General features: G+C 43.0%; 29 protein-coding genes and 2 tRNA genes. 15 read left to right on the forward strand and 16 right to left on the reverse strand.

The window, feature by feature from the left end; translation table 11 throughout:
* Window positions 1-33: 33 nt before the first annotated feature.
* From ARCPR_RS01670 to ARCPR_RS01705, 8 genes are all read left to right on the forward strand, one after another.
* On the forward strand, window positions 34-381 hold the full coding sequence (locus tag ARCPR_RS01670) for an ASCH domain-containing protein (protein WP_012939741.1): 348 nt from the start codon (window positions 34-36) through the stop codon (window positions 379-381).
* Window positions 382-403: 22 nt separating this feature from the next.
* Window positions 404-1,360, forward strand: coding sequence for an AAA family ATPase (locus tag ARCPR_RS01675; protein WP_012939742.1), 957 nt, complete (start codon window positions 404-406; stop codon window positions 1,358-1,360).
* 44 nt (window positions 1,361-1,404) lie between these two features.
* A tRNA-Arg gene (locus tag ARCPR_RS01680) sits at window positions 1,405-1,477 on the forward strand.
* A 136-nt stretch (window positions 1,478-1,613) separates the two neighbouring features.
* Complete coding sequence (locus ARCPR_RS01685) at window positions 1,614-2,132, forward strand: HD domain-containing protein (RefSeq protein ID WP_012939743.1); 519 nt, start codon at window positions 1,614-1,616, stop codon at window positions 2,130-2,132.
* The gene (locus ARCPR_RS01690; RefSeq protein WP_012939744.1) at window positions 2,125-2,601 is read left to right on the forward strand and encodes a Mut7-C RNAse domain-containing protein; all 477 of its coding nucleotides are present in this window, start codon (window positions 2,125-2,127) and stop codon (window positions 2,599-2,601) included. The genes ARCPR_RS01685 and ARCPR_RS01690 overlap by 8 nt, the downstream gene beginning before the upstream one ends.
* Before the next feature lie 52 nt (window positions 2,602-2,653).
* Window positions 2,654-3,289: an endonuclease III domain-containing protein gene (locus ARCPR_RS01695; protein WP_012939745.1), complete on the forward strand. Its 636-nt coding sequence runs from the start codon at window positions 2,654-2,656 to the stop codon at window positions 3,287-3,289.
* Window positions 3,290-3,293: 4 nt separating this feature from the next.
* Window positions 3,294-3,710, forward strand: coding sequence for a translation initiation factor IF-2 subunit beta (locus ARCPR_RS01700; RefSeq protein WP_012939746.1), 417 nt, complete (start codon window positions 3,294-3,296; stop codon window positions 3,708-3,710).
* 70 nt (window positions 3,711-3,780) lie between these two features.
* Entirely contained in the window at window positions 3,781-4,077 is a 297-nt protein-coding gene (locus tag ARCPR_RS01705; protein ID WP_012939747.1) for a DUF424 domain-containing protein, read from the forward strand.
* Between the two features lie 12 nt (window positions 4,078-4,089).
* Here the strand turns inward: ARCPR_RS01705 and ARCPR_RS01710 are convergent, their stop codons facing one another.
* Complete coding sequence (locus ARCPR_RS01710; RefSeq protein ID WP_012939748.1) at window positions 4,090-5,754, reverse strand: DEAD/DEAH box helicase; 1,665 nt, start codon at window positions 5,752-5,754, stop codon at window positions 4,090-4,092.
* The gene (locus tag ARCPR_RS01715; RefSeq protein WP_012939749.1) at window positions 5,751-6,629 is read right to left on the reverse strand and encodes a TIM barrel protein; all 879 of its coding nucleotides are present in this window, start codon (window positions 6,627-6,629) and stop codon (window positions 5,751-5,753) included. Before ARCPR_RS01715 ends, ARCPR_RS01710 begins: the two co-directional genes overlap by 4 nt.
* Before the next feature lie 76 nt (window positions 6,630-6,705).
* Between ARCPR_RS01715 and ARCPR_RS01720 the strand changes: the two genes are divergently transcribed.
* Window positions 6,706-8,037: an RsmB/NOP family class I SAM-dependent RNA methyltransferase gene (locus ARCPR_RS01720; protein WP_012939750.1), complete on the forward strand. Its 1,332-nt coding sequence runs from the start codon at window positions 6,706-6,708 to the stop codon at window positions 8,035-8,037.
* Here ARCPR_RS01720 and ARCPR_RS01725 read toward each other — a convergent pair.
* From ARCPR_RS01725 to ilvC, 4 genes are all read right to left on the reverse strand, one after another.
* Window positions 8,024-8,350, reverse strand: a complete 327-nt coding sequence (locus ARCPR_RS01725; protein ID WP_012939751.1) for a DUF4870 domain-containing protein — start codon at window positions 8,348-8,350, stop codon at window positions 8,024-8,026. The two genes, ARCPR_RS01720 and ARCPR_RS01725, sit on opposite strands and share 14 nt — an antisense overlap.
* A gap of 2 nt (window positions 8,351-8,352) precedes the next feature.
* Window positions 8,353-8,952, reverse strand: coding sequence for a dTMP kinase (tmk, locus tag ARCPR_RS01730; protein ID WP_012939752.1), 600 nt, complete (start codon window positions 8,950-8,952; stop codon window positions 8,353-8,355).
* Between the two features lie 49 nt (window positions 8,953-9,001).
* A tRNA-Glu gene (locus ARCPR_RS01735) sits at window positions 9,002-9,076 on the reverse strand.
* A gap of 39 nt (window positions 9,077-9,115) precedes the next feature.
* Window positions 9,116-10,105, reverse strand: coding sequence for a ketol-acid reductoisomerase (gene ilvC / locus ARCPR_RS01740; protein ID WP_012939753.1), 990 nt, complete (start codon window positions 10,103-10,105; stop codon window positions 9,116-9,118).
* Between the two features lie 46 nt (window positions 10,106-10,151).
* Here ilvC and ARCPR_RS01745 point away from each other — a divergent pair, with 46 nt between their 5' ends.
* Complete coding sequence (locus tag ARCPR_RS01745) at window positions 10,152-10,433, forward strand: transcriptional regulator (RefSeq protein WP_012939754.1); 282 nt, start codon at window positions 10,152-10,154, stop codon at window positions 10,431-10,433.
* On the opposite strand, the gene ARCPR_RS01750 is transcribed toward ARCPR_RS01745, so the two are convergent.
* From ARCPR_RS01750 to ARCPR_RS01765, 4 genes are all read right to left on the reverse strand, one after another.
* Window positions 10,426-10,905, reverse strand: a complete 480-nt coding sequence (locus ARCPR_RS01750; protein WP_012939755.1) for a pyruvoyl-dependent arginine decarboxylase — start codon at window positions 10,903-10,905, stop codon at window positions 10,426-10,428. The two genes, ARCPR_RS01745 and ARCPR_RS01750, sit on opposite strands and share 8 nt — an antisense overlap.
* 26 nt (window positions 10,906-10,931) lie before the next feature.
* On the reverse strand, window positions 10,932-12,149 hold the full coding sequence (locus tag ARCPR_RS01755) for a phosphoglycerate kinase (protein ID WP_012939756.1): 1,218 nt from the start codon (window positions 12,147-12,149) through the stop codon (window positions 10,932-10,934).
* A gap of 73 nt (window positions 12,150-12,222) precedes the next feature.
* Window positions 12,223-13,389 (reverse strand): redox-regulated ATPase YchF, encoded by a 1,167-nt coding sequence (locus ARCPR_RS01760; protein WP_012939757.1) that lies wholly within the window; start codon window positions 13,387-13,389, stop codon window positions 12,223-12,225.
* Complete coding sequence (locus tag ARCPR_RS01765) at window positions 13,386-13,637, reverse strand: DUF2095 family protein (protein ID WP_012939758.1); 252 nt, start codon at window positions 13,635-13,637, stop codon at window positions 13,386-13,388. The genes ARCPR_RS01760 and ARCPR_RS01765 overlap by 4 nt, the downstream gene beginning before the upstream one ends.
* Window positions 13,638-13,716: 79 nt before the next feature.
* Between ARCPR_RS01765 and trxB the strand changes: the two genes are divergently transcribed.
* Complete coding sequence (gene trxB, locus ARCPR_RS01770; protein ID WP_148208652.1) at window positions 13,717-14,628, forward strand: thioredoxin-disulfide reductase; 912 nt, start codon at window positions 13,717-13,719, stop codon at window positions 14,626-14,628.
* Here the strand turns inward: trxB and ARCPR_RS01775 are convergent.
* On the reverse strand, window positions 14,606-16,018 hold the full coding sequence (locus tag ARCPR_RS01775) for a TrkH family potassium uptake protein (protein ID WP_012939760.1): 1,413 nt from the start codon (window positions 16,016-16,018) through the stop codon (window positions 14,606-14,608). The two genes, trxB and ARCPR_RS01775, sit on opposite strands and share 23 nt — an antisense overlap.
* 205 nt (window positions 16,019-16,223) lie before the next feature.
* On the opposite strand from ARCPR_RS01775, the gene ARCPR_RS01780 reads away from it, so the two are divergent.
* Both ARCPR_RS01780 and ftsZ read left to right on the forward strand, forming a co-directional pair.
* On the forward strand, window positions 16,224-16,397 hold the full coding sequence (locus ARCPR_RS01780; protein WP_012939761.1) for a ribbon-helix-helix domain-containing protein: 174 nt from the start codon (window positions 16,224-16,226) through the stop codon (window positions 16,395-16,397).
* A gap of 9 nt (window positions 16,398-16,406) precedes the next feature.
* Window positions 16,407-17,489, forward strand: coding sequence for a cell division protein FtsZ (ftsZ, locus tag ARCPR_RS01785; protein WP_012939762.1), 1,083 nt, complete (start codon window positions 16,407-16,409; stop codon window positions 17,487-17,489).
* Between the two features lie 15 nt (window positions 17,490-17,504).
* On the opposite strand, the gene ARCPR_RS01790 is transcribed toward ftsZ, so the two are convergent.
* Window positions 17,505-18,440, reverse strand: a complete 936-nt coding sequence (locus ARCPR_RS01790; RefSeq protein WP_012939763.1) for a deoxyhypusine synthase — start codon at window positions 18,438-18,440, stop codon at window positions 17,505-17,507.
* Window positions 18,441-18,482: 42 nt separating this feature from the next.
* Between ARCPR_RS01790 and ARCPR_RS01795 the strand changes: the two genes are divergently transcribed.
* Window positions 18,483-19,106, forward strand: a complete 624-nt coding sequence (locus ARCPR_RS01795; RefSeq protein WP_012939764.1) for an RNA 2'-phosphotransferase — start codon at window positions 18,483-18,485, stop codon at window positions 19,104-19,106.
* 60 nt (window positions 19,107-19,166) lie between these two features.
* Entirely contained in the window at window positions 19,167-20,576 is a 1,410-nt protein-coding gene (locus ARCPR_RS01800) for an NAD(P)/FAD-dependent oxidoreductase (RefSeq protein WP_012939765.1), read from the forward strand.
* A gap of 8 nt (window positions 20,577-20,584) precedes the next feature.
* Here ARCPR_RS01800 and ARCPR_RS01805 read toward each other — a convergent pair whose 3' ends face one another.
* The 4 genes from ARCPR_RS01805 to ARCPR_RS01820 form a co-directional block, all read right to left on the reverse strand.
* A complete protein-coding gene (locus tag ARCPR_RS01805) occupies window positions 20,585-22,036 on the reverse strand; it encodes a dihydropteroate synthase-like protein (protein WP_012939766.1) in 1,452 nt (483 codons plus the stop codon).
* Window positions 22,037-22,131: 95 nt separating this feature from the next.
* Window positions 22,132-25,257 (reverse strand): isoleucine--tRNA ligase, encoded by a 3,126-nt coding sequence (ileS, locus tag ARCPR_RS01810; protein ID WP_012939767.1) that lies wholly within the window; start codon window positions 25,255-25,257, stop codon window positions 22,132-22,134.
* A gap of 380 nt (window positions 25,258-25,637) precedes the next feature.
* Complete coding sequence (locus tag ARCPR_RS01815; RefSeq protein ID WP_012939768.1) at window positions 25,638-26,417, reverse strand: proteasome assembly chaperone family protein; 780 nt, start codon at window positions 26,415-26,417, stop codon at window positions 25,638-25,640.
* Entirely contained in the window at window positions 26,401-26,601 is a 201-nt protein-coding gene (locus tag ARCPR_RS01820; RefSeq protein ID WP_012939769.1) for an RNA-protein complex protein Nop10, read from the reverse strand. The genes ARCPR_RS01815 and ARCPR_RS01820 overlap by 17 nt, the downstream gene beginning before the upstream one ends.
* Window positions 26,602-26,616 lie beyond the last annotated feature (15 nt).

Raw genomic sequence — 26,616 nt, forward strand, 5'->3', positions numbered from 1 at the left:
ATGTTAAAATAACGTTTTGCAAAAGTTCGATAGATGAAGCTGGGGTTGATAGTTAAGGAGCCTTACGCATCGATGATAGTTAAGGGGTTGAAGATTTGGGAGATCAGGAAGAGGAGGACGAACGTTAGAGGGGAGATATACATAATAAGTAAGGGTTTCGTAGTAGGTAAGGTCGAGCTCGTAGACGTCTTAGGACCTTTCACGGTTGAAGAACTATCGAAGCATGAAGAGAAGCATAGGGTTGAATATGAAGTTTTGAAGAGATACGCTGGAGATTCCAAGCTTTATGCATGGGTCTTGGAAAAGGCTGAGGAGTTTGAAAAACCCTTAAAAGTTAAGGTTCCGAAAGGAGCTCAGATATGGGTGAGGCTGAATTTATAAATCATCCCACTGACGGCTGATTATGAGAGTTATAGCTTTTGTCGGATTACCCCTGAGCGGTAAAACCACAGCTTCAAAAGTTGCCGAGGAGATGGGAATTCCAGTTGTGTGTATGGGCGATGTCGTTAGAGAGGAAGCTAAAAAGAGAAACTTACCTCTTACAGATGAAGTTCTGGGTAAGATTGCAAACGAGTTAAGGGAAAAGGAAGGAATGGATGCAATAGCCAAGAGATGCATTCCTCTCATAAGGGAGAAGGGGAAAGATGTGGGTGTTGTTGTCGTTGATGGGATAAGGGGAATTGCAGAGGTTGAGGCTTTTAAGAAGGCTTTTGATGACTTCATACTTATAGCTGTTGAAGCTCCGCTTGAGGTTAGATTTCAGAGGGCTTTGAAGAGGAAGAGGAGCGACGATGTAAAGAATATAGAGGAGCTTAAGGAGAGGGATAGGAGGGAGTTATCTTGGAATCTTGCAAAAGCTTTGGAGATAGCGGATTTTACTATAGAGAACACATCAAGTCTTGATGAGTTCAGAGAGAAAGTTAGGGACTTGCTCGAGCAGTTGGCCAAGAAGGTTGAGGTAGAAATAGAGACTAAGGTTAATCCAACTGAAGACGTTGATAAGGTTGTTCAAGCCGTAAAAAACCTCTTCCCAGATGCCGATATCACAATAGAAGGAGATACACTAAGAGCGAAAGCTTGGGACTTGAGAAAGTTTAGAGATCTTTTAAGAAGACAGAGGATACTGGATACAGCTAGGACTGAGCTTTTAAAGGGTAAGAGCAACAACGAGACTACAGTATTTCTGAACAAGCAGACTGCATACATAGGAAAGGTCAACTTTACGGATGAGGATGCAATACTTTCACCGATAAGAGTTACATTCAAGTTGTACGGAATTCCATTCGGCAAGTTTCTCGACTACCTTGCGCCACCTACGAAAGCTGGGAAGCCGATAAGGGAAGTTGATAGACTGATTTGATGCACGTTCAAAGTATTTAAATATTGTTTGCCAGATACGTTTAAGGGCTCGTGGGGTAGGCGGACATCCTGAGGGGCTTCGGACCCCTCGACCCGGGTTCAACTCCCGGCGAGCCCGTTACCCAAAACCTCTTGCGAGCTTTACCAAATTCCAAGAAACTTTAGAAGTCCTTATTTCAAGCAACTCGTGGACTCATTACCCGTTACACGGATACTTGAGTAATCATTTATTTAACCTGCAACTAAGTGCATTCATGGAGGAAATTGTTAAGCTGATGTTTGAAGCAGGGACTCTCAAGCTGATCCCACGTTCAGGCTGGTTCAAGGTAGGAATAAAGAACCCTGAGAGCGTTGCTGAGCACAGCTTTAGAACAGCTCTCATAGCATCTCTAATTGCATACATGGAAACAAAGGACTTTGATAAAGCTTGCAAAGCCTGTCTCCTTGGATTGATTCACGATTTAAACGAGTCGAGAATCTTGGATTTGCACAAGCTTTCTAGGAGGTATGTTAGAGTTGATAGAGATGCTTTAGAGGACCAAATACAGCTTATGCCTTTCGCTGAAGAGCTAAAGAAGGCAATGAACGAGCTCATGGATTACGTTAAAGATGCTGATCAGCTTGAGCTACTTCTACAAGCTAAGGAGTACTCTGAAAGTCATCCATCAGCAATGCTCTACACTAAAAACGTAAAATTCAAGACTGAAACCGCTAAGAAGCTTGCAGAGGTTATAAAAAAGTCCGACTGGAGGTGGTGGTTGGGGCTTGAGTAAGTTCATCTGCGACAGGATGCTCAAAAGACTTGCAATTTGGTTAAGGTTGTTCGGTTATGACACCTTGTACGCTGGAGATATCGAAGTAGAGGGTGACGAAGACTCGTTCTTAATCAACGAGTTTAGGGATAGAATTCTGCTTACGAGGGATAGGGAGCTTTACAATCGGGCAAAAGGCATAAGGCCCGTATTTCTAATAAGGTCAAACAGGCTTGAAGAGCAGTTGAAGGAACTGAAAGTTCTTGGGCTTAGATACGAGCTTAGAATGGATAGGTGTAGCATCTGCAACACACCTTTAAGAAAGCCGAGCGACAAGGAGGCCTTGGAGGTTATGAAAAGGGAAGGAATAAGAGAGGATTTGAGAGAAAAGTTCGAGCTTTGGTATTGTGAGAGATGTAAGAAACTCTACTGGATGGGTGGACATTGGAGGAACATGAAGAAATTTTTGGAGGAGCACGGTTTAGCTTGATCCAAGATTTTTTGCAAGAATTTTAAATTAAGATAAATCCTAAACCGTTCAAATGAACTGGTATTGGATTGTCGAAACGATGGAGAAAATTGGAAGGGAAAGAAAGGCTCCCGTTTATGAGATGAATTTAAACGATCCGTTTATGGTTCTAGTTTCTGCTATATTAAGTACGAGGACCAAGGATGAGCAGACTCACAAAGCTGTGAGAAAGCTGTTTTCAGTTGTGAAGAAGCCCGAAGATTTGCTAAAACTTTCAGAAGATGATATCGACGAACTCATAAAGCCAGTAGGTTTTCACAGAACGAAGGCTAAGAATTTGAAGAAGCTTGCAGAAGTTTTGGTTAACAATTACGGAGGTAAGGTTCCGGATAACTTGGAGGAACTGCTAAAACTACCGGGAGTTGGGAGAAAAGTTGCGAATATAGTTTTGGCTCATCTGGGAAAGCCAGCGATTGCAGTCGATACGCATGTACACAGGATAGCGAACAGGCTGGGTGTTGTCAGAACCAAAAGGCCAGAAGAGACTGAAAAAGAACTGAAAAAAATCGTTCCTAAGGATCTTTGGAGCAGATTGAACAAGGCCTTTGTTGGATTTGGACAAACTGTCTGTAAGCCTTTGAAACCTCTCTGCGAGGAATGTCCCTTTAAAAGTTTTTGCGAATACTTTAAGAACTTGAAGCGAAGTTGACTACATGCTAAGCTATGAGGAACTGCTTGAGAGGGCTTTTAGGGAGTTGCCAAAGAAAAAGGTTGTGAAATCCGAAAGATTTGAGATTCCAAAAGTTAGAGCTCAAAGAGAAGGAAACAGGACGATCATCAAGAACTTCTCACAGGTTGCTAAGGCTTTGAACAGGGATGAAGAGCATCTGTTCAAATACCTCGTTCGATCTTTGGGTACTGCAGGATTTTTGGAAGCTGGCAGGTTAGTTTTGCAGGGTAAGTTCACACAGGAAGAAATTCAGAAGGAGATAGACGATTACGTCAGAAGATACGTCATTTGCAAGGAGTGTGGTGCACCAGATACCGAATTAATTAGAGAAGAGAGAGTATTAATGATTAGATGTCAGGCCTGTGGAGCTAAGTATCCCGCTAAGGGCTTGCACGTCTAACTTCAATCCTAATCTATCTAATTTACACCTGACGAGAAGGATAATATACTCAATAACATAAACAATCTTAGTGAAGTTCAGGCTCAAGGTTTACAGAGTAAAGGGAGAGATAGTAGTTGCCGTTTGTGATTCCGAGATAGTCGGTAAGACGTTTAGAGAGGGCGATCTGAAAATAGAGGTAAAGGAGAGTTTCTACGGAGAAAAAGATGTTGATGAAGATGAGGTAAGGAGGGCCTTGAGAATTGCGACGATTGCTAACATAACTGGTAGGAGGGCCGTTCAGTTGGCAATAGAGATGGGGATAATTGATAAGGAGAATGTGTTGAAGATTGAAGATTGCTGGCATGCTCAGATGGTCGTCATTTGACGTTTTTCTTTGTCAAAAGTTGGAAAGAGCATTCCTCAGAACTATGTCGAGCACTTTTGGGCTTGATATTCTGAAGTTGTAAACTCTGTGATTATACTCTATGACGTCACCAACCTTCTTCGCAACAACAACCTCAAGCTTTTGAAGTGGTAATTTCCTTTCAATCCTTGACTTAAGCTTTGAATAATCCCCTCTAACGCTACCGTTTATCTTAGCCTTCCCCTCCCACACGGGGTTGAGATAACTAGAAAATCTTTCGAGCTTGTCTATGTGATCGACTCTAATGTAAGTTTTCCCTAAGTGCGTATAGATATAGACCACTTCTCCCTCCTCGCAAGCCTTCTTCAGCGCAAATCTTACCTCAGCTAAAGTTCTTCCGCTTATCTCAACCAACCACTCTATCGGCATTGGCTCTGTCAAAAGTTCTATTATCTTTCTCCTCCTCGATGCCCTCCAAAGCTCCTCAAGGGTACTTTTATCAATGTTTACATCTATTATCCTTTTAGCCTGCTCCGCCGATGCAAGTAAATCGTCTACATCGATCGTATCGGGCGTTACAAGATAAACTACAAACTTTACCGGTCTTCCCACCTTTCTCATTATCCTACCGTGTCTCTGAATGAACCTGAGGGGACTTGAGGTGTTTGACCAGTTTATTAAGAGATCTGCTGTAGGTAAGTCAACACCTTCCTCTCCAGCTGAAGTAGATACAACTACTTTCGCTTCTTTAGCCCGCTCCAAATCCTCCTCTCTCCTTTTCTTCCTTCCAACAATTAAAGCTGTATCGAAATCCTTACTGAGAATCTCAAACAGCTTTTTCGCAACGATAACCCTTTCAACAAAAACTATCGATTTTTCAAAGCCTTCGTAAAGTTCTAAAGCTCTGAAGAGGTAGTTTAGCTTGTGCAAGTCTCTTAACTTCATTATTTCATCATTCAAATCTTCCAAGAGCTTCGATAGCTTGGTCTCTCTACTCAAACTCTCCTTCAAAGCTAAAGCACCATCTTTGGCAAAGAACTTCAAAGCTGACGTGTATACAAGCTTATCTGAACTTTTCGCCTTACATCTCCTCCTATCTATCTCGTCGTATATTTCCATTTCTTTCTTGTTAAACTTAGTTTCGAATACTTCTCCAATCCATTCAGCTACATAGCCCCTTAAACTTTCAACGCTCCATTCCCTCATCTCTCCAATTAACTCCTCTATTTCTTTCCTCCTTCTCCTTGGTATAAATGCAGATAATCCCAATCTGTACTCGCAATCTATCTCCCTCAAAACCTTGGCATAAGCATCGTCACCTACCGCATGGTGACACTCATCCACAACAACAGCATCAACTTTCCCAATGACATCAAGATCGTTGTAAACTGTTTCTGGCGTTGAAATTGCAATCCTAGCCTTTTTCCACACTTCGGCCCTAACATCCTTACTGAATATCCCGTATATCTTTTCAGAATTCAATCCCAAACTCCTGTAAAAATTGTGGGTTTGTTCTACAAGTATCCGCGTAGGGACGAGAACTATTGCCTTCTTTATTTTACCACTCTCAAAAAGTTTCTTTAAAAAAAATGCACCAATAACAGTCTTACCAGTTCCAGTTGGTAATACGAGGGTTGATCTCTTAGCCTTTAGAGCATGTTCGATTGCCTCCTTCTGATAATCTCTAAGCTCTATCATTGTAGATACGGAACCAGTTCGTTGGCAAGCATTGAGTAAAGCTTTACGCAGTCGACATACTTGTTCTCTGGAAGTCCAGTGTATATGAGGTGTATTTCAGTCGATAGATCTTCTTCGTGAATCTCCTTAATTATGAATTTAGCTAGGGCTTTTGTCAAGATTTCAGCGTTCGGATGTCCCATTCCCAATGGAACTCTCTTCTTTACGACCATCCCTCTCAACTTCACACCCGTAACCTGAGCAAATCTCAGGGAGAGATAGTCTGGACACATGTTTAAAGCTCTCTTGAGTATATTGTACCAGAAAGCTTCATCCGTTTCCTTATCCGCTATGCTAAACAGACCAGTTCTGTAAACCTCCTTTTCTCTCATCCAGTCGTTCTCAAGCTGTAACGATAGGATTACTCTCTCAGAGTTCAGCGTTTCCATTATAGCCTTTATTTCGTCAAGAGAACCTAAAAGGTATTTTGAATACGTTGTTTCGAGAGAAATCTTGATTTTTTCAGTGTTCTTTAGAATCTCCCTTATTGTTTCGCTCGCAATTTCGATTGTCCTGTCAAGATCGTCAAGCTTTCCTCCTAAATGCAAATTAAAGATTTCTGCATTTGCAATTTCAGCCTTTTTAGCTGCGGAAATCAAACCCCTCCTAGCTCCTTCCAAAACCCTATCATCCTCAGATACCGTGCTGTAGTAGGGGGCATGAGCGGTAACAGTTACAAAAGCCTTCGAAAGCTCAGCGTATTCCCTAAAATACTCCTCTCCGTATTTCCTCCTGACAAAATCGTATGGAGGAATTTCAGTCAAACGCATTCCCAAAAGTTCTGCAACATGAAGCTTGCTTTTACCGTTGTAAGTTCCCCAATCGAACAAAGCCATGTAATATCTTTCACAAACTCCTATAAAAGCTTTTCAGACAAAAATTTAAACTCAAAGATTCTACTCCCAGCTTAAGATGATCTACACGCAAGAGCTGGTGGCTGAAGTCCTCAAAGTTATAGAGGAGACGAAGTTGTCGGAGAAGGAGGCTATAAAGAGATGTTTGAGTGGTAAAATTAGTGATCACGCTATCTGGAGTTCCGTTCACGCTTACGTCTTCGAGATTGAAAAGAGGCTAAACTTGATCGATTTCATCTTAAGGAACTGCTTTAGAGAGTTTGACAAGCAGAATACTGTATTCAAAAATTTGCTCAGAGTCGGAGTTTACGAAATGCACTTCAAAGGTGTACATCCGGCTTTAGCAACGGATTCAATAGTTAGGATAGTCAAACAGAGGTTCAACTTGAAGATGGCGTCTCTTGCAAATGCCGTTCTCAGGAGGGCTGAGAAGTTCGATTATGAAAGGAGGTTTAGGAAACTGGGCAAGGTTAAAAGATTAGCTTTGGAATACTGGCATCCCGAGTGGTTTGTCAGATATGCAATCGATATGCTTGGTGAGGATGAAGCTATAAAGCTTATGAAGGCTAACAACGAGAAGCAGAGCGTTTACGTTAGAGTAAATGAGCTGAAAGCTAATATTGAGGAAGTTAGAAGGTATTTGGAGAATAGTGGGGTTGAGATTGAGGAGACGCCTTTACCAGAGGTGTTCAAGGCTGTGAAATATGAGAAGCATCCATCAGTTTTGGATTGGCACAGCGAAGGAAAGTACGTTGTCCAAGATCTGGCTTCATGTTTTGTTTCGCACGTTTTAGACCCACAGCCGGACGAAATAATTTTGGATCTAGCTTCTGCTCCGGGCTTAAAAGCGAGCCACATAGCGAGCATGATGGAAAACAAGGGTGTGATAATAGCCGTAGATAACTCAGCTGAAAGGTTGGAAAGGATGAAGGCTAAGATGAAGCAGTTGGGAGTTAAGAATGTAGTGTGCAGGCTTGCAGATGGTTGTAAGATTAAAGTTGGAGATGTTGATAAAGTATTAGTCGATCCTCCGTGCTCATCAACTGGAAGCTTCAGAAGTTATCCTTGTGTGAAGTGGAGATTTGATAGGGAGTTGTACCTCAAAACGATAGATGTGCAGAGGAAAATGATTAAGAACGCTTTCAGAAACCTCAAGAGCGGTGGTATAATGGTTTATTCAACCTGCTCAATAACTTTTGATGAAAATGAAGAAAACGTGATGTTTGCATCCGAGTTCTTCAAGGTTGAAGAAGTCAAACCCGTTATCGGAGTTAGAGGGATTAGGGAGTTCAGAGGGAAGGTTTTTCCTTTCTGGGATAAGGTCGTTAGAACTTTTCCACACTTACATGACTGCACAGGATTCTTCATATCAAAGCTCAAAAAAGTCTGAGCAAGCTTTCAGCCAAATCTCCGAAAAACGGGAACTTGTAGTATTCTCTGCAGTAGGCCTTGTAAATCCCCCCAATCCAAAAGGCTACAGCGACTATGTTTACCAATCCCGTCAAGATCCAGCCTACGAAGGGAACAAACCTCGAAATTCCAGCAAGAATCCAGAGGCTGATGAAAGTAACAGTTGATTGCATTGCATGAAATCGAACGAAGTGGTTTCTCTCTATCAGAAGTAGAACTATACCGCCCAGAGGTCCAAACAGATAGGCTAAAACTCCTTCAACGTTCGCAGGTAAGCCGAGGGTAGTTCTCATGCTCACATTCCTCCACTCCTCTTAAAACTCTTTTCCAAGTGCTCAAGCACAACTTTCAGAACATCTCTCTTAACCTCTTCAATGTCTCTCTCCGCATCAATCACAACGATGTTGTTCTTCAAACTGAGAAAGATATTCCTCACTTTTCTAAGGTATTCAAGATCCTCAAATCTATCTGGTTTTCTCTTAGCTTTAATTCTCTTTAAAGCTGTCTCAGGGCTTACATCAAGGATTATAACCAAGTCTGGCTTGGGAAATTGCTCGTTCAACGTCTTTATCTTTCCAATGTCCAAACCCAGAGCTCCCTGATAGGCTATCGTTGAGTAGTAGTAACGATCCATGATCACAACTTTTCCACTCTTCAGGGCTGGCAAGATGTTGTTTCGGACGTTAAACTCCCTATCCTTTATGAAAAGTTTAAGCTCCTCCTCCGGACTGATCTTTCTCTCTTTAAGAATTTGTCTGATTTTCTTACCGTATTCGCTGTCCGTAGGCTCTTTAAAGGCTACGACATCGTATCCTCTCTTTTTAAGCTCTTCAACGAGGAATCTTACGATCGTCGTCTTACCAGAACCGTCTATTCCTTCTACAGCTATTAGCATTTGCGTAGGATGTTTACGATGTCATAAAAGAGTTTATAAATTTGAAAAGTGCTCCGGCCGGGATTTGAACCCGGGTCACGGGCTCGAAAGGCCCGTATGATTGACCGGGCTACACCACCGGAGCTAGGTGCTAGATAGAAATTTGATGTTTAAAATCCTTTCGCTACTCCAACCAAGGCATCATCTTCCTTAACTTGGCTCCGACCTTCTCAATCAGATGCTCCTTTTCCATCTCCAAAAGCTTGTTATAAACTGGTCTTCCAGCTTTATTTTCGAGAATCCACTCCCTTGCAAACTCGCCAGTTTGAATCTCTTTTAAGATTTTTTTCATCTCTTCCCTAACACTTTCGTTGATTATTCTCTTCCCTCTCGTCAATCCACCATACTTGGCCGTCTCACTGACAGCGTTCCACATCTTCATAAGTCCTCCTTCGTATATTAGATCGACTATCAGCTTTAGCTCATGCAGAGCTTCAAAGTAGGCTACTTCTGGCTGATATCCAGCCTCAACCATAGTCTCGAAAGTAGCTTTGATCAACTCCGTAACGCCACCGCACAAGTCAACCTGCTCTCCGAAGAGGTCGGTTTCAGTCTCTTCCTTAAACGTAGTTTCGATAACTCCAGCCCTCGTACATCCTATTGCTTTCGCATAAGCCAAGGCGATCTCCAAAGCTTTTCCTGTGTAATTCTGATGAACAGCCAATAACGCTGGAACTCCCTTCCCTTCTACAAACATCCTCCTGACTAGGTGTCCCGGGCTTTTCGGAGCCACCATTGTTACATCAACGAATTCTGGCGGAACTATCTGGTTGTAGTGTATGTTGAATCCATGAGCAAACATCAGCATGTCCCCTTCTTCGAGTTTATCCCTTACAAGTCTCTTGTAAACTTCAGGCTGAACCATGTCTGGAATCAGAAACATTATCACGTCTCCTTCCTCAACAGCCCTTTCTACTTCCTCAACTCTCATTCCATCCTCTTCAGCAACCTTCCAGCTCTTGCTACCCTTGTAAAGCCCGACAATAACATCAACGCCAGAATCCCTCAAATTCAAAGCATGCGCTCTTCCCTGACTTCCGTACCCCAAAATGGCAACAACCTTGCCCTTAAGGTAGCTCAAATCCGCATCATCGTCGTAGTAAATTTTGGCCATGCTTCGAACTTGCAAGGATTATATAAATCGTTTTCCAATTTGCGACATGGAGAAAACACTCTTAGAGGAAATAATCGACTTGCTTGAAAAGGAGGTTTTGACTACAAAAGAAATCTGCTACAAACTCGGCTTAGAACCTGAGAGAGAAAAAGACATCTATTCCATTTTGGATAGGATTGCAAAGATCGTTAGAAGGAAGGGTAAAAGGTTAATGATGATTCCGCCGAGATGTAAAAACTGCGGATTTGAATTCAGCAAGCCCAAAGCAACAAGGTGTCCGAAATGTAAGAGTGAAAGGGTTGAACCTGCGAGGTTTACGATTAGATGATGAAAACAGCAGCAGCAACAACGGTTGTATACTTCTCAACTTTTGCTTTGGCTGTGACGTTGAAAACTCTCGCTGGCTTTACACCAAATGCCGTCTCAAGCATGTATCTGGCATTTTCCTCAGCGTACTTTCCTACATCTTCGTCTTCCTCGCAGTAACCCATGTACTCCGTTAGGTAGCCGTTCAGATTTCTATCTTCGGGGATAGCAACTCCAACGCTTGCGTAGATTGTTCTACCCTCCTCGTTGCTCGTGAACTTAGCCATGACGCAGAAGACAATCTGTCCGGGTTTCAGCTCCTTTAAACCTTCTTCTCTGCTAACCTCTACACAGTTTGGCGGATAGATACTGCTAACTGGGACGAGGTTGAACTTCTCGATTCCCGCATCTCTCAAGGCCAATTCGAAGCTAACCAGAGCATCCTCATGCCTTCCAACGCCCTTTGTGAAGAACACCTTCTTCGGTAGGAGCATCAAAGCGATAAGACGATGAGAGGTATTTAAATCTTTTTGCTCCATTCTTTTTCCCAGTATTCCCTGATAACTTCCAAAGCTATCAGCTTTTCACCGCTCAAAAACCTTATGCAAGCTCCTCCAGCCGTAGAAATGTGATCCATGAGCTTATCCAGCCCAAACATCCTTGTAGCTGTAGCTATGTGTCCTCCACCTACAACGGAATATTTGGCCTTGGCAACGGCTTTGAGAATTTCAGACGTTCCCAACGTAAATCTCTCATCTTCAAAAACTCCCGCAGGACCGTTTATCACGGCAACATCGTATTTTGGAATTTCCTCCGAAAGCATAGAGATTGTTTCTATTCCTATATCCTTGATCATGTATTTACCGTCGAACTTTTCTAAGGGCACATCTACTCTTACACCATCTTTATCCACGGCAACATCCTTAGGTAGAACGATTTTGTCCCTGTACTTCTTCAAAATTTCGAGCATTTCTTCATCGCTAACATCTCCTTTGTTCTCTTTAACGACATTCTTGTTTACTTCACCGATATCAACGCCCGAAAGCATGAGGAAGTAGTTTGCCACAACTCCCGTTAGGATGACTTTGTCAGCTATACCCTTTGTTAACACGTTCTTTAGAACTTTTACGGCATCCTCAATCTTAGCTCCTCCAAGTATGAATACTTTCCGCCCTTTTTCTTCGAAAACCCTGCTCAAAGCTTTAACTTCTCTCTCAACGAGTCTTCCAACAACTGAAGGCAGAATTGGGACGAATCCTATGAGGGATGCGTGTGGTCTGTGGCAAGCTGAGAATGCATCATTTACAAAGAGATCGAATAGATCCTTAAGCCTTTGAACCATGTGGCATGTTGCGTGCTCTTCTGCACTCCTTTTGAGTTGTTCCTCAGAGTAAAATCGGACATTTTCAAGAAGCAATACTTCACCGATTTTCAACGACTTGATCTCCTCGATAGCCCTACTGCTGAATATCTCGTCAACGTATTTAACTTTCCTTCCCAGCAGGTTTGACAGCACTTCAGCATGAGCTTTAAGCGTTGTAAAGTCCTTTTTTCCCGGTCTGCTCTGATGTGCCAAAAGGACGACCTTTGCACTTTCAAGCTCCTTCAGGGTTGGAATGTGGCTTTCAAATCGGGTTGTGTCAAGGATTGTAGAGTTTACTATTGGTGCGTTTATGTCCACCCTTACCAAAACAGATTTACCGTCGTAATCGACATCGTCGAGCGTTGGCAGTCTCATCAGAAATTGTTTAAATTTTTCAGTATAAAATTCTTATCACTTTAGTGCAGTCATACTTGATTAGCTGGCGAAATCATTTAGCTGAAACGATCTTAACAACGTCGTTGTGCTTAAGCTCGTAATCTTCTCCTATCCTAACCTTCCTCTTAGCATCGATTGCATAGATGAAGCTTTCACCTATCTCAGTGTGAATCTTATAAGCCAGCTCTCTCACCGTAGTACCTTTTTTAACTAAGAATGCATCCGGCAAGACGTTTCCTTTGCTGTCTGTAAACTTGTTCTCGTCTTCAACTGGATAAACGACTATGTAATTAAGAACGTCGAAGACGAGAGTGTTTATAGCTTTCTGAACACCCGTCCCGCCATACTTCTTCATGAAAGCTCTTATCTCGTCCAACAACTTCTTCTGCTTTTCGTTTAATGGTTTTAGAATTTCGAAATCCTCATCGCCCGGTAGATACTTTATGTATCCATTCTTCGAAGCCAACCTCAAGGCTAACTCGTAGTATGCTGAGGTTGGAATGACTATTTCGTCAAGACTTAGTAACCTCTTAATAAGCTCATCTGGAGCTTTGTCAGCCTTGTTAGCGGCAATAACCATCTTCATTCTGACTTTTCTGAGTTCCTGAGCAAACACCTTCAAATCTTCATCGCTGAACTCGTGAACACCTTTTCCAACAACTTTCAAGGCTTGCTTGACCATCCACTCCTCAAAACCCAAACCGGCCAACTGCTCCGTTATAAATTTTGCAGGATCTCTCCTTTCTAAGTGTATTCTCCTCGCAATTTTGTTCCAGTTCCTCTTGAGAATCCCAAATAACCACATGTCAAGCTCTTCCCTAAGGAATTTGACATCCTCGACCGGATCGTGCTCCCCAACTCCAACCTCGTTTCCCTCCTCATCTGTGGAGCCGGAAGCATCGACAACGTGAATTATACCCTCAGCCTGCCTCAAGTTGTCCAAGAACTCATTGCCCAAACCCCTTCCCTCATGTGCTCCCGGAACCAAACCAGCCACGTCTATCAGCTTAACTGGTATGAAACGCCATCCATCAACACACTTACCACACTCTATGCCCAACTCTCTGCAGACACATCTTGTTCTAACGTAAGCAATCCCAACGTTCGGTTCTATGGTTGTGAAGGGATAATTTGCTATGGCGACATCTATTAGCGTTGCGGATTTGAAGAAAGTCGATTTACCTGCATTTGGCTTCCCAGCTAGACCTATCTCAATCAACGAGACCCCCTCCTCGCAAAATCTCCTCTCTTCCTCTTACCGAACAGATGCTTCGGCAAATTCCTTCTGAGATAATCTGCCTCCTCTTTACTAAGTTCACCCTTCCTCTCAAAGTAGTCGATTATTTCTAACGCCTCCTTCTCATTTTGGCAGATTTCAAAGTGATCGTAAATTGTCGGAACGCTGAAAATTTCCCTATAGAGGTTGGGGAACATGCGTTTGAACTTGTCTATATCCCACTCGATCATGACATTCGTTCGAACTGAAAGATATTAACGTTTTGCAAAATCACAAAACGTATTTCAATCCTCTATGCCCAAGCTTTTTATGAACTACGACGTTGCGATAATCGGTTGTGGTCCGGCTGGCTTGACCTGTGCAATTTACGCAACGAGATACGGGTTGAAGACGGTCGTTTTTGAAGATCCAACAAACCCATCTCAGCTGGCTTTGGCACCGCAAATAGAGAACTATCCTGGGTTTGAAGGAACCGGATTTGAGCTTTTAAATAAAATGAAGGAGCAAGCTGAGAAGTTTGGGGCTGAAATTAAGATCGAGAAGGTTGAAAATGTAGCGAGGGACGGAGAACTGTTCACAATCAAAACGGATGAAGGGGAGTACAAAGCAAAAGCAATCGTCTTTGCTACGGGAAGTAAACACAGAAAGCTTGGAGTTGAAGGCGAAAAGGAGTTCATAGGGAGAGGCGTAAGCTACTGTGCCGTTTGTGACGGCTTCTTCTTCAAGGGTAAGAAGGTTCTTGTAGTTGGTGGAGGTAACACAGCTTTGGTAGAGGCCATCTATTTACATGACTTGGGTTGCGATGTAACGATAGTTCATAGGCGTGATGAATTTAGAGCTGAGAAGGCCTTGCAAGATAGGGTTTTTGAGAAAGGAATTAAGGTAATCTGGAATTCTGTTGTTGAGAGAATAGAGGGTAAGGATAGAGTTGAAAGAGTCGTTCTGAGAAATGTAAAGATGGGAGAAGTTTTCACAGTTGAAGTCGATGGAGTCTTTGTTGCTATAGGAGTTGAACCAAATGTGGAGTTGGCTAAAGAGCTGGGAGTTGAACTTGAGAACGGTTACATAAAGGTCGATAGGTATCAGAGAACAAACGTTGAGGGAGTCTTTGCATGTGGAGACTGCTGTAACAACCCCTTGAAGCAAGTCGTCACGGCCTGTGGAGACGGAGCAATTGCTGGCTTTTCAGCATACCAGTTTATCTCCAGAAGGAAGGAATGAATAAAGCTAGCACTGTATATATCTCAAGCCTTCCTATCCACATGTCCAAGCATAGAAGTATCTTTATCGTCCAAGGGAAGTGACTGTAAGTTTCACTTGCTCCAGCCAACCCCATACCGGGTCCAACGTTACCCAAACAAGCGGCTGTTGCCGAAAGTGACGTTACAATGTCGTATCCGTGCAGAGCTATTATCAGCGATGAAATTGTGAAAATGAAGATGTAAAGAACGAAGAAAGCCACAACGCTTTCAACAATATCACTTCTCAAAGCTCTGTCGCCGTATTTAATTATCCTAACCACTTTAGGCTCGGCAGACTTCACTACTTGGGATATTGCGTATTTAGACATGATGTACAGCCTTATAACCTTCATACCTCCAGCTGTAGAGCCACTGCATCCTCCAATGAACATAGCTATGAGAAGCAGCATCTTCGCACCACTGCCCCATTTATCAAAATCTGTCGTTGTGTATCCCGTTGTGGTGATTATGCTCGCAACTTGAAAGAACGAGTACCTGAACGAGTTGATTAAGTCGTATCTATCCAAATTTAGCAGCGTAATCGTTACGGTTAAGATAGTTACGAGGAGGATATAGATGATGAACTCTCTATCTCTCAAAACTTCAAACCTCCTCAAGCAAAGAAAGTAAAAGATCGAGAAGTTTGAACCTCCCAGTATTGCGAAGATTGCAATCGAAAATTCAACTCTCCAATCTTTAAAGTAGGCAATGCTTTGGGAGTGCGTTGAATATCCACCTGTTGAAAGTGTTGTAAAAGCGTGCGTTACCGCGTCAAAAATGGGGACACCCAAGAACTTAAGTATGACGATTTCTGCAACGGTCAGAGAAACATATATTAAATATAGTCTTAAAGCGGTATCTCTTATCCTTGGCTTTATCTTTACCAACGTTATACCGGGATATTCAGCCTGAAAGACTGCTCCTGTCGCTATATTAGGAATTATCAGCAGAAATATCATTATTATGCCTATTCCACCAATCCACTGCGTAAGCGAGCGCCAAAAGAGTATTGATCTTGGTAGCAGCTCTGGTTTGTCTATTACCGAGGCTCCAGTTGTTGTAAACCCCGATATGGATTCAAAAAATGCGTTGATTGGATGAATGTAATACATGAAGGGTATGGAGCCTAAGAAAGATACAAGAAGCCAGCCCAGTCCTACAATGGCAAATCCCTCCTTGAACCTCAAAACATCGCTTTCAGCCTTCTTAGCAGTCAATAAAATCCCCAATCCAAGAGAAAAGAGTGAGGACGTTAGAAAGGGGACTGGATCTTCGTTGAAGTAGATGGCTAAGATTGTGAGACCAACCATCAGTGCGAAGAATGCGAGAGATATTTTTCCTAGCGTATTGATGACTAGTCCGAAGTTCACAAGCTTCCGCTTCTCAACATCTTAAAAAGTCTAACTGTTTCTAAGCTAGGCTTCTCCGGAGTTAACATAAGCTAAAAACCAAAATGTTTATATATGAGCTGGTCAGACTATTGTCGGACAATGTCGGACAAATGAACCATGATTGGTATACTCATGCCTCCTTAATGTCCCCCAGAGCGGGGACAGCATGTTTAGGTGACCCAAAATGAAGAAGATCTCAGTTAGGCTGACAGATCAGCACTATGAAATGCTCGAAACACTTGTAGCTATAGGTGAGTACGCTTCTGTTAGCGAGGCCATTAGAGATGCTATAAGAAAGCTCATAGCTGAGAAGGCTGAGTTGGTTGAAAAGCACGCTAAGATGAAACCTTTCGTTTAAGGTGGTATTATGAAGTCGTTTATAGCCAAGGCTCAGGAGTTTAGTCGGATTGAAAAGGTAGTGGGAGATGACGAATTTTTTGTACCTAAAATTATTGTAGTAGGTGTCGGTGGAAGCGGTTGCAACACAGTAAACCGTCTGATGAATATTGGGTTAAATGGTGTTGAAACTATCGCGATAAACACCGACTACCAGCACCTGAAAATGATAAAAGCCAACAAGAAAATTCTGATAGGTAGAAGTCTTACAAAAGGACTGGGTGCTGGAGGATATCCCGAAATTGGAAGGAAGGCAGCGGAATCTGCAAGATACAAGCTAGAAGAGCTCTTAGCTGACGCAAACATGGTCTTTGTCTGTGCTGGCATGGGAGGTGGAACTGGAACTGGTGCTGCTCCTGTGGTCGCTGAAGTCGCCAAGAAAAACGATGCGATCGTAATCGGTGTAGCTACGATGCCTTTCTCAACCGAAAGAGCAAGATTGATAAAAGCTTACGAAGGATTGGAAGAGTTTAGAAAGCACTGCGATACCGTCATTCTATTGGATAACAACAAGCTCTTAGAGTACTATCCTAACCTGCCTCTGGAACAGGCCTTCAGTGTAATGGATCAGATCATAGCCGAGACTATAAAGGGAATAACTGACACTATCATGTATCCGTCCCTCGTAAACATAGACTTTGCAGATGTTAGAGCAATAATGAAGAGCGGAGATGTAGCGGCTTTATTCGTTGGAGAATCAAAATCTCAGCAGAGAGCAAAGGATGTTGTCAGAAACTGTCTGTCTCATCCATTGCTCGAAGCCGATATAAGAGGAGCAACTGGTGTTCTCGTACACATCTCGGGCGGTAGAGACTTAACTGTCAAGGAGGTTCAGGAGATAGTTAGAGAGCTTACGTTTGAGATAGACGAGAAGGCTAACGTTATATGGGGTGCTAGAGTAGATCCGAGCTTGGAGAACTTGGTTAGAGTAGTGACAATAATGACCGGAGTGAAGTCACCAAATCTTCTTTCGAATTTTGAGGAGGGGAATGGCAGAAAAATAGTAAGAGAGATAGATGAAAAGGGGAAGGAGAAATTCATAGATTACATCTAAATTTACAATTTTTATTTATAATCTCTCTAGGATGCTCGCAACGATTAGTGGTAAAAGGACAGTTGCATCTCCGTAAACGTTCACACTCTTAGCACTCTCACTAACCTTTCCCCACGAAATTGCCTCTCTAACTCTTGCACCGCTCAGGCTACCATCCCATTCGACTGCTGTAGTAATGTACACTACGTAGTCCAAGCCATCTTTGAACTGATTCCACCAGATCGTATGGTGCTTACTAATTCCTCCCCCAACTATAAGAGCGCCAGATCTTTTCGCATTAAAGATTATCTCGCTCAGTTCGTCCTCATCTTTTAAAACATCCACGATAAAATCTTTGTGAGTCTGATAAAACAGCCAAAGCTGACTTCCAAAAGCTCCATCGGTTATGCCGGGAACAAATACTGGAATTTTGTTTTTGTAGCACCAGTAAACTATCGAGCTATCGGCATTCTCTTCACCCTCAATTCTTTTCCCTACCTCCCATATGAGTTCTCTCGTCGAAATCCTTCTTTTTCCCTCGTTGTAAATGTCTTCAAATATCGGCTGAAGCTTCTCCTCCAAAATTAGCCCGTAGCTTTCCTTCGGAGTTAGAACATTTCCAATTCTGTGAATTCCCTTCTTATAGAGCTCAACATCGTCTAGCATGAATGAGCCGTGATAATAGTCCTTCCAAATCCTCGCAAGGTCATGATCTAAAGTACCGCATGTCGTTACTATCACATCGACAAGCCTTCTTTTAACAAGCTCCTTAATTACTCCTCTCGTACCAGTTGCAATTATACACGCTGGAAAAGACAGAAATACTGTACACTCTTCATCTTTTATCATTTCTTCAAAGATGTCTACTGCAACGGCTAGATCCTTTGCGGTAAAGCCACCGGATTTATAAAGCTCCTTGATGAGTTCGTTGACAGTCATTCCACTTTTGAGCTGGATGTCCCCGACCTTCATGCATCGAGTAAAACCCTTATTTAAAAATGTTGAGCCTGAGTTGTGAAGCCCCTGGGAGTCTGCAAGAACTGTGGAGATTTTGAAGGAATGTGTAAATGTGGGAAGGGGAAGATTTTGATAGATGGTGAGAAAAGAGAAAGAATTAGTAAGTTTTTGAGCGGTCTTTTGAGGCATTATCCTCATAGCTTTGGCTTAAAAGTAGATGAATTTGGATGGGTTGATTTGAAGGAAGTCCTCAAGATCTTAAAGGAAAGATACGGCGTAGGGAGGAAGGTTGTTGAACTTATAGTTAAGTTCGATCCTAAAGGTAGGTTCGAAATAAAAGATGGGAAGATAAGGGCAAGGTACGGGCACAGCATCGACGTCAAAGTTGATTGGAGCGAAGCTGAAGAAATTCCTGAAAAGTTATATCATGGCACCAGCCCTAAAAATCTGGAATCAATTTTAAAGGAGGGTTTGAAGCCTATGAGAAGAAAGGAGGTTCACCTCAGCGCCACAATAGAGGATGCGATAGAAGTTGGCAGGAGACATCATCCACAGCCAGTTGTCTTGGAGATATATACTGAATGTCTGATTAAGCACGGACTGAGCGTTAGGAAGAAGGGAAGTGTTTACACAACAGATTACGTTCCGCCCCAGTGCTTGAAAGTGCTTGATATGAAGTAAAGATGTTCAAAACATGAAGGCAAAACATTTAAAAATAAGTTGCCAAAGAGCGGAAAAAGGATGAAGAAGTTTGATGTTATTATAGTGGGAGCCGGTCCAGGGGGGCTTTTTGCCGGATACAAGCTTGCTGGAAAATTGAGCGTAGCAATTTTCGACATGGGTAGAGACATAGACAAAAGGAAGTGTCCGAGTGACCTTTCTCAGAGCTTTTGCCAAAAGTGCAAGCCGTGCAATATAACTTACGGCGTTGGAGGGGCTGGCGGTCTATCTGATGGTAAACTGAACTACCCCATTCCAGAGTTTCCATCGAGCTTTACAGTGGGGGGTGATTTACTCGGTCTCGTCGATACTGAATATCTGCTGAAGAAGATGGAGGAAGTGGACGAGATTTTTCTCAAACACGGAGCGCCGGATGAGGTCTATGGAACGGATATGGAAAAAGTAAACGAGTTTCTGAGAAAAGCGAACTCAGCTGGCATAGAATTCGTTCCTCTCAAGCAGAGACACGTTGGAAGCGATGAACTTCCAAAGGTCATAAAGAGCATAGAAAAGTACCTCAAGGACAACGGTGTAAAGATCTACACGAGAAAGACTGTCGTAGACATAAATCCAAAAGAGAAAGTAATAACGTTGAAGAACGGTGAAAAGTATGCATACGACTATCTCATCATAGGTGTTGGAAGGGGAGGATCGGAATGGCTGGAGAAGTGGGTCAAGCAGTACAACATAGCTGTAAGTGAGAAAGCGAAGTTCATAGATGTCGGTGTCAGAGTTGAGGTTCCAGCTTCAATAATGGACGAAATAACATCTGTCATCTATGATCCAAAGCTGAGAGTTCTGACGAAAAGACATGACGACTATGTAAGGACGTTCTGCACTTGTCCGAGAGGTTGGGTTATAAGAGAAGACTACGGAGACTTCTGCTTAGTCAATGGACACAGTAAGGCCAAGGAGAAGACGAACAACACGAACTTTGCCTTGCTTGGTCACTATGAATTCACGGAGCCTTTCGAGGAGCCTAACGAATGGGGTAGAGATCTGGCTAGAATAACCACAAAGCTTGGAGGAGGAAATCCAATAGTCCAAAGACTTAGAGACCTTAGACTGGGTAGAAGGAGCACTGAAAGAAGAATAGCAAACAACCGTTTAGTCCAGCCAACGCTTAAGACTGCAATTCCCGGAGATATAAGTCTGGCCTATCCCGGTAGAGTCATAGACGATATAATCGACGCCCTAGAGGCTTTGGATAAGGTGATACCCGGTGTTGCTGACGATTCTACACTGCTCTATGCTCCAGAGATAAAGTTCTACTCGCTTAGGCTCAAAGTCAACAGCGAGATGGAAACAAGCATTCCCAACGTCTACGCAATAGGGGACGGAGCGGGAGTGAGTAGGGGAATCGTTGGTGCAGCAGTAACGGGATTGATAGCAGCTGAGAGCATACTCAGGAAGGCTAAGAAGTCAAGTTGAGTTCTTCATCAATCTTTTTGTCTTTTTGTATGGTCTGTGCTAAACTCCTTTGAATAAATTCCGAAATTCAGCTCTTCATCTTGCACATAGCTCTTTCCAAGCTTTAATGCCATCTCAGCCTTTTTAAGCTCCCTACCTAAGTATCCAGCGTGATCTAAGCGAGAAACTAAGCCGAGTCTTATGATAGTGTCCAAAATATCTTTAGCTTTGTCTCCAACGACTGTAGCCTTTTCGTGCTGGCAATATATCCTATCATCGATCCAAATTCTGAAATCGCCCATGGGGTCTCTTGTAAACTCGGAAGGCTTTGCCTCAACGATGTTTCCTGCTTCGCATTTATTCCTCCTAATCCTCTTCTCCTTGAAAACGAGCAAATCAAAGCCCAAATCCTTTGGAGGAACTCTCTTTAACTTTGAAACTTTAGCCATGTAGGTTGCAACCTTTAGCTCTCTAATACTACCTCTCGTTTTATCGCTTGCCTCAGTAGTAAACAGAATTTGGCACCCGATTTCTTCGGCTATGTATGCAAGTAGAGCGTTTATCCCAATTGAATCCGCATCCATCAGCTCAGTAACATTCCCTACACCCATCAGAAGCGGGATACTACACCTTTTTCTAAATTCGTAGTATCTCATCAAAGAACTGAAAACATCTAAAGGATCTAAAAGCGGATCAGCTATAATCTTTTCAGTGTACTTCTTTGCCTTTTCTACGAGCTTTAAAAGGTTGTTTACATTCCTATCAACAACGACAACAGCTTTATCCTTAGCGAGTTCTAAGCAATCTAAGTTCTCATTTGAAACGCTCATGATCATGTCCACTCCGTACTTAACTCCTATCTCCACGGCTTTCCTGTTGAATGTATCTATGCTCAAGGCATCGCAACAATCCCTTGCAACCTTAACAACTCTTTCAACATCCCTCGAATCGAACTCAAGCGGAATTCCCAAATCAATTATATCTGCCCCACTCTTCAAATAGTACTCAATTTTGGCAATAAGTGAATCGTTGTCCAGTTTCGTAGCATCGACTATTTCAGCAACAATCTTCATCCTGCCTCCAATTCTAACGTCACCAATGTGAAAGTAACATTTATCAAGAGAATCAACAAGTCTCATGTTCTCTTCAGCCTTGTTGATATTTAGAAGCTTGCATGCGGGTATTTCGTGAGAAAGCTCAATCTTGTCAATATTCTCAAGTAGCAACGGCAGATCAGCGTAGTGTATCGTCCCCAACCTGATCTTAACACCCTTCTCATCTTCAAGTCTCTTCCAATCACCACTAGCCAACCCCGGGACAATTACGATGTCGTATCGGCTCAAATCTAGATTTTCAAGGTGTTTCGGAGTGATAAAGCTCGCAACGTCGACATCTGCAACGTATACATCGCAGTCGTACTTTTCAGCAATCTTTCTAACTTCCCTTTCAGCAATCTTCCCAGTTACAAGGAGTATCTTCACGATACACACCTCTACCCCTTTAACCGTTAATGTATGTTGTGCATCTTCCAAAAATTGTTGAAATTGAAAGCGGTGTAACTTGTTTTGCTCTAAAATTACTGGCCTTCAATTCTTTCTATTCCAATCACCGCCTTTATACCCTCAATGTCCCACTCCTTGATGTATCCCTTTTCGGGCTTACCAAATACTAGGCTCTTAGCTCTTGTCTCTCCCTTTATGTACTCCTCCCAGCCCTCAACAAGCTCCTTTGGGAATTCAACAACGACGTTTATGAACTCCTCGACATTGAGATCCATTTCTTTTCTCATCTCCTGAATCCTCCTAACAAGTTCCCTTGCATAAGCCTCTCTCTTAAGCTCTTCATCAAGGACTGTGTAGATGTATACGTTTCCTCTCGAGAACTCCTCAAATTCGTAGCCATCCGGTAGCTTGTATTCTACTACGACAGCATCTTCTATTACCTCTCCATCAAATTCAACAGCTTTTGTCTCTGCAATCTTTTTAAGCTCATCATCGCTAAGACTCTCCAAGAACTTTGCAAACTCCTTAACTCTATCCTTCAAAATCTTTCCTACAACCTTGTAGTTTGGCTTTATAACGATCTCTTTCTCGAACTCATCTACAACTCTAACGCTTTTGACGTTGCACTGGGATTTAATTATTCCTTCAAGCATATCAACTGCCCTCTTAACAATCTCATCCTTGCTCTCAATCACAAGCTCTCTCAAAGGCCATCTCAGTTTTCTTCTTGCTTTCTGCCTTGCACTGCTTGCAGCTTCAAATATTTCTCTGATAACAGCCATAGATTTCTCGAGTTCCTCGTCGATAAAGCTTTCATCGTGCTTTGGATAACTCTCCATGAATATGGACTCCTCGCAATCCCTAAACTCTTTCAAGAACCTCTGGTAGATGAACTCAGCAAGGAATGGAGCGAACGGAGCTATTATCTTGATAGATTTCTCAATGACTCTCAGGAGTGTTAGATACGTCGCAATCTTGAGCTTATCCTCACCCTCAACCCAGACACGAGGTCTTATTAGCTGTATATACCATCTGCTGAAATCTTCAACAACGAAGTCCAAGAAAGCCCTAACGACCCTGTGAAGTTGATAGTTCTCCATCGCATCCCAAGCTACCTTGTTCAAGCTCTCAAGCCTTGACAGAATCCACCTGTTTTCGTAATCTTCGATCTTCTTCAAGGCTGAATCGAAGTCACAGCCAAATATCTGCTGAATCTTATCAGGAGTTATCATCTCCCTATCCAAGCTCATGTAAGTGTAGGCGAATCTTATCGCATTCCAGTAGATGTTCAACATCCTCAGGACGTTTCTAACTTCGTTCCAGCTGAACCTCAGATCTTCCCATAAGGCAGAGCTAAGAACGTAGAGCCTGAAAGTATCCACTCCAACCTCGTTAATAACTTCTTCAGGTTCGACTACATTCCCCAAGCTCTTGCTCATCTTTCTTCCTTGCTCATCTAAGGTAAAACCGTGCATGAGAACAGTCTTGTAAGGTGCTCTACCGAAGCTTATTACACTCGCCCCGAGCTGTGAGTAGAACCAGCCTCTCGTTTGGTCGTGCCCCTCAGTAATGAAATCGGCAGGCCAAATCTTAAAGAACTCTTCATCGCTAATCTTTAGTGGATAACCCAAAGTTCCCCAACTAGCAACACCACTGTCAAACCAAACGTCAAAAACATCCTTGACCCTGTACATCTTCCCTCCGCACTCACACTCGAAAACAACCTCGTCTATCTTCGGCCTGTGTAAATCCAAGTCGTCTTTCCAAGGAACCTCGTTTATACTGCCTACAACCTTCCACTTGCCACACTTCTCGCAAATCCAAATGGGAATGGGTATTCCCCAATACCTCTGTCTGCTTATGCACCAGTCCTTTGCGTTGCTGACCCAGTCCTTGAATCTCGACTTTCCAGCCCACTCCGGAATCCACCAGACCTTGTCGATTTCTTCGAGCATTTTGTCCTTAAGCTTGGAAACAGCCAAGAACCACTGCTCCGTAGCTCTATATATTATTGGAGTCTTGCACCTCCAGCAGTGTCCGTATCTGTGAACGATGGTTTCCTCGGCCAAAAGCAAGCCCTTGGCCTTCAAATCCTTAATTATAACCTTGTTAGCCTCAAAAACGTGCATTCCAGCATATTTACCAGCATCCTCCTTAAAGATACCTCTGTCGTCTACGGGGTTGAAAACTTCCAAACCCTCTTCCAAACCCAACTCAAAGTCTTCCAAACCGTGACCGGGAGCTATGTGAACACATCCGGTGTTTTCATGAGCCACGAAATCTGCATTGACCACTCTGTGCTGTTTCTCCTTTTGAACAGGTACTTCTTCTGCCAGAGGATGCTCGTATTCCAAGCCGTAAAGATCCTCTCCCCTGTAAGTTTCAACAAGCTTCCATTCATCGTAAGATTTGCTCAAAACGTTGTCAGCCAAATCCTTCGCAAGAATGAGATACTCTTTCTTACCATCTTTCACAGCCTCAAAAAGGCCGTATTCAAAGTCCGGATGGACTGCAACGGCCATGTTAGCTGGCAAAGTCCAAGGCGTGGTCGTCCAAATAACTATGTAAGTGTTTTCTCTCCCCTTAATCGGGAATTTGACGTAAATGGATGGATCCTCCTTATCGGCATATTCAACCTCGGCATCAGCTAAAGCAGTTTCACAACGGGGACACCAGTTCACAACCCTCAACTTCTTCTCAAGCAGGCCTTGCTCGTAAGCTCTCTTTATCGTCCACCATGCGGAGTTTATGTACTCAGCCTTTATCGTCATATACGGATTTTCCCAGTCCATCCAAACTCCCAAAGCCTTGAACTGCTCGGTCATTGCATCCTTGTTCTGGAGAGCGTACTCCATGCACTTAGCGATGAACTTGTCGATTCCGTAGTTTTCAATGTCCCTCTTTGTCTTGAATCCGAGCATTTGCTCGACTTTAACTTCGATAGGCAGTCCATGCATATCCCAGCCCGGTGTATCGGTTACCTTGTAACCCATCATTCTCTTGTATCTCAGTATGGTATCCTTTATCACCTTGTTCCAAGCCGTACCTAGATGAATTCTTCCAGTGGTGTAAGGAGGCCCATCTACGAAGAAAAAGAGCCTATCTCCCTTGCTTTTCACTTTTTCGTATATTTTGTTTTTCTCCCAGAACTCCCTCACTTCTCTCTCCACTTCGTGAGGAGAATAAGCGTTAGGAAACATGAAATTCAAGCTTAGATTTCTGTTTAAAACTCTATCGTATCAGCGGGTTCGATTCATCATCGCTTGGCTCAGAGTAGAGCAACTTCATCACACCATATTCTTAGTTCGCAAGCTATATAGGTCTAACCCTCAAACTCGTTACGGGATGAAGAGGGAGAGTCGAACTGAGATATGATGAAGTTACTCCTGGCTGACCGAACATTTTTATACTCTTTTGCGGTTCTTCAAGTGGGATGATGAGTGGGGTAGCTCCTGATGTGTGATGAGCCTCACCACTCCTGACAACCAATTTAACAAATTCAATTCTGTAGGCAAATTCTCAAAAAATAGAAAAATCAGGTCGGGGCTCTCTCATCACACATCAGAAAGGAGGTCTCTCATCACCTGAAGTATCTCAAATCCTCATCACTCCTATACTGCTGAACGACCTGTTCCTGCATTTCCCTTATCTGTTCTATGAATTTTTCCATCTCCTTAGCTCTTTCTTCAAGATCCTCAACACTGACTTTGAGGTTCAGAATTTTCATTAGGACATCTAAAACAGCCTTTGCACTCTTGGGATCAACCATGTATCCGGATGTTACACCCATGAGACAGGCCGCCTCAATCCCCTCAAGCTGTGAAACGCCTAGAAGTAATCCAGAAGCTCCAATTATACCGCCGCTTGGTTCCCCTTTCTCAAATTTGACTCCAAATTTCTTAAGCTCTTCAACCAATTCAGGTGTGTTAGCTGCGCCTATTACGTATGGCTCCTCGACCATCCTTCCAACACCGTATCCACCTAATGTGAATATTCTTTTAGCTCCGAACTTCTTCGCAATCTCGATGTAAGCATTTACAAGCTCGTAATGACCGATTCCATCCATACTCTGGAAGTCTCCAACAAGTATAAGGAGGTCGGGAGAATTACCATCTGATTTGTACGCATAAACCTCGTTCTTCGGTAACCTTATAGTTCCATCCTCGTTGACCATAACCTGAGGAGGGAAGTGGTGAGAGTATATTTCGACGACCTTAACGGTATCAAGCTCCTTTACTAGATGATCAGCAACGAGCTTACCTACATGTCCAATTCCCGGTAATCCTTCGATGAACACTGGATCTTTCAAACCCACCCCTTCGGGTTCTTTCAGATATCTCACATCAACCCTCTTCAGCATGCCTCCACCTCCCGATGTTGAAGAATCCTACTTCCTTTCTCAACTTCCTCCTGTACTTTCCGTAGGGATCTTCAGGAGAGAACTTAGGTGGTATGGGCATAAAAGTCTTCTCTCCGCAATTTGGACAAACTTCTTTGAGAGTGTACCGTCCACATTTGGGACATTTTCTCATCTTAACTTTCATGATCGAAGTATCTCG

Source organism: Archaeoglobus profundus DSM 5631, assembly GCF_000025285.1.
GTDB lineage: Archaea > Halobacteriota > Archaeoglobi > Archaeoglobales > Archaeoglobaceae > Archaeoglobus_B > Archaeoglobus_B profundus.

Coding starts and splice junctions, on each gene's coding strand:
- ARCPR_RS01670 (WP_012939741.1), top strand. CDS start 34: ATGAAGCTGGGGTTGATAGTTAAGGAGCCTTACGCATCGATGATAGTT.
- ARCPR_RS01675 (WP_012939742.1), top strand. CDS start 404: ATGAGAGTTATAGCTTTTGTCGGATTACCCCTGAGCGGTAAAACCACA.
- ARCPR_RS01685 (WP_012939743.1), top strand. CDS start 1,614: ATGGAGGAAATTGTTAAGCTGATGTTTGAAGCAGGGACTCTCAAGCTG.
- ARCPR_RS01695 (WP_012939745.1), top strand. CDS start 2,654: ATGAACTGGTATTGGATTGTCGAAACGATGGAGAAAATTGGAAGGGAA.
- ARCPR_RS01700 (WP_012939746.1), top strand. CDS start 3,294: ATGCTAAGCTATGAGGAACTGCTTGAGAGGGCTTTTAGGGAGTTGCCA.
- ARCPR_RS01710 (WP_012939748.1), bottom strand. CDS start 5,754: ATGATAGAGCTTAGAGATTATCAGAAGGAGGCAATCGAACATGCTCTA.
- ARCPR_RS01715 (WP_012939749.1), bottom strand. CDS start 6,629: ATGGCTTTGTTCGATTGGGGAACTTACAACGGTAAAAGCAAGCTTCAT.
- ARCPR_RS01720 (WP_012939750.1), top strand. CDS start 6,706: ATGATCTACACGCAAGAGCTGGTGGCTGAAGTCCTCAAAGTTATAGAG.
- ARCPR_RS01725 (WP_012939751.1), bottom strand. CDS start 8,350: ATGAGAACTACCCTCGGCTTACCTGCGAACGTTGAAGGAGTTTTAGCC.
- tmk (WP_012939752.1), bottom strand. CDS start 8,952: ATGCTAATAGCTGTAGAAGGAATAGACGGTTCTGGTAAGACGACGATC.
- ilvC (WP_012939753.1), bottom strand. CDS start 10,105: ATGGCCAAAATTTACTACGACGATGATGCGGATTTGAGCTACCTTAAG.
- ARCPR_RS01745 (WP_012939754.1), top strand. CDS start 10,152: ATGGAGAAAACACTCTTAGAGGAAATAATCGACTTGCTTGAAAAGGAG.
- ARCPR_RS01750 (WP_012939755.1), bottom strand. CDS start 10,905: ATGCTCCTACCGAAGAAGGTGTTCTTCACAAAGGGCGTTGGAAGGCAT.
- ARCPR_RS01755 (WP_012939756.1), bottom strand. CDS start 12,149: ATGAGACTGCCAACGCTCGACGATGTCGATTACGACGGTAAATCTGTT.
- ARCPR_RS01765 (WP_012939758.1), bottom strand. CDS start 13,637: ATGATCGAGTGGGATATAGACAAGTTCAAACGCATGTTCCCCAACCTC.
- trxB (WP_148208652.1), top strand. CDS start 13,717: ATGAACTACGACGTTGCGATAATCGGTTGTGGTCCGGCTGGCTTGACC.
- ARCPR_RS01780 (WP_012939761.1), top strand. CDS start 16,224: ATGAAGAAGATCTCAGTTAGGCTGACAGATCAGCACTATGAAATGCTC.
- ftsZ (WP_012939762.1), top strand. CDS start 16,407: ATGAAGTCGTTTATAGCCAAGGCTCAGGAGTTTAGTCGGATTGAAAAG.
- ARCPR_RS01790 (WP_012939763.1), bottom strand. CDS start 18,440: ATGAAGGTCGGGGACATCCAGCTCAAAAGTGGAATGACTGTCAACGAA.
- ARCPR_RS01800 (WP_012939765.1), top strand. CDS start 19,167: ATGAAGAAGTTTGATGTTATTATAGTGGGAGCCGGTCCAGGGGGGCTT.
- ileS (WP_012939767.1), bottom strand. CDS start 25,257: ATGTTTCCTAACGCTTATTCTCCTCACGAAGTGGAGAGAGAAGTGAGG.
- ARCPR_RS01815 (WP_012939768.1), bottom strand. CDS start 26,417: ATGCTGAAGAGGGTTGATGTGAGATATCTGAAAGAACCCGAAGGGGTG.
- ARCPR_RS01820 (WP_012939769.1), bottom strand. CDS start 26,601: ATGAAAGTTAAGATGAGAAAATGTCCCAAATGTGGACGGTACACTCTC.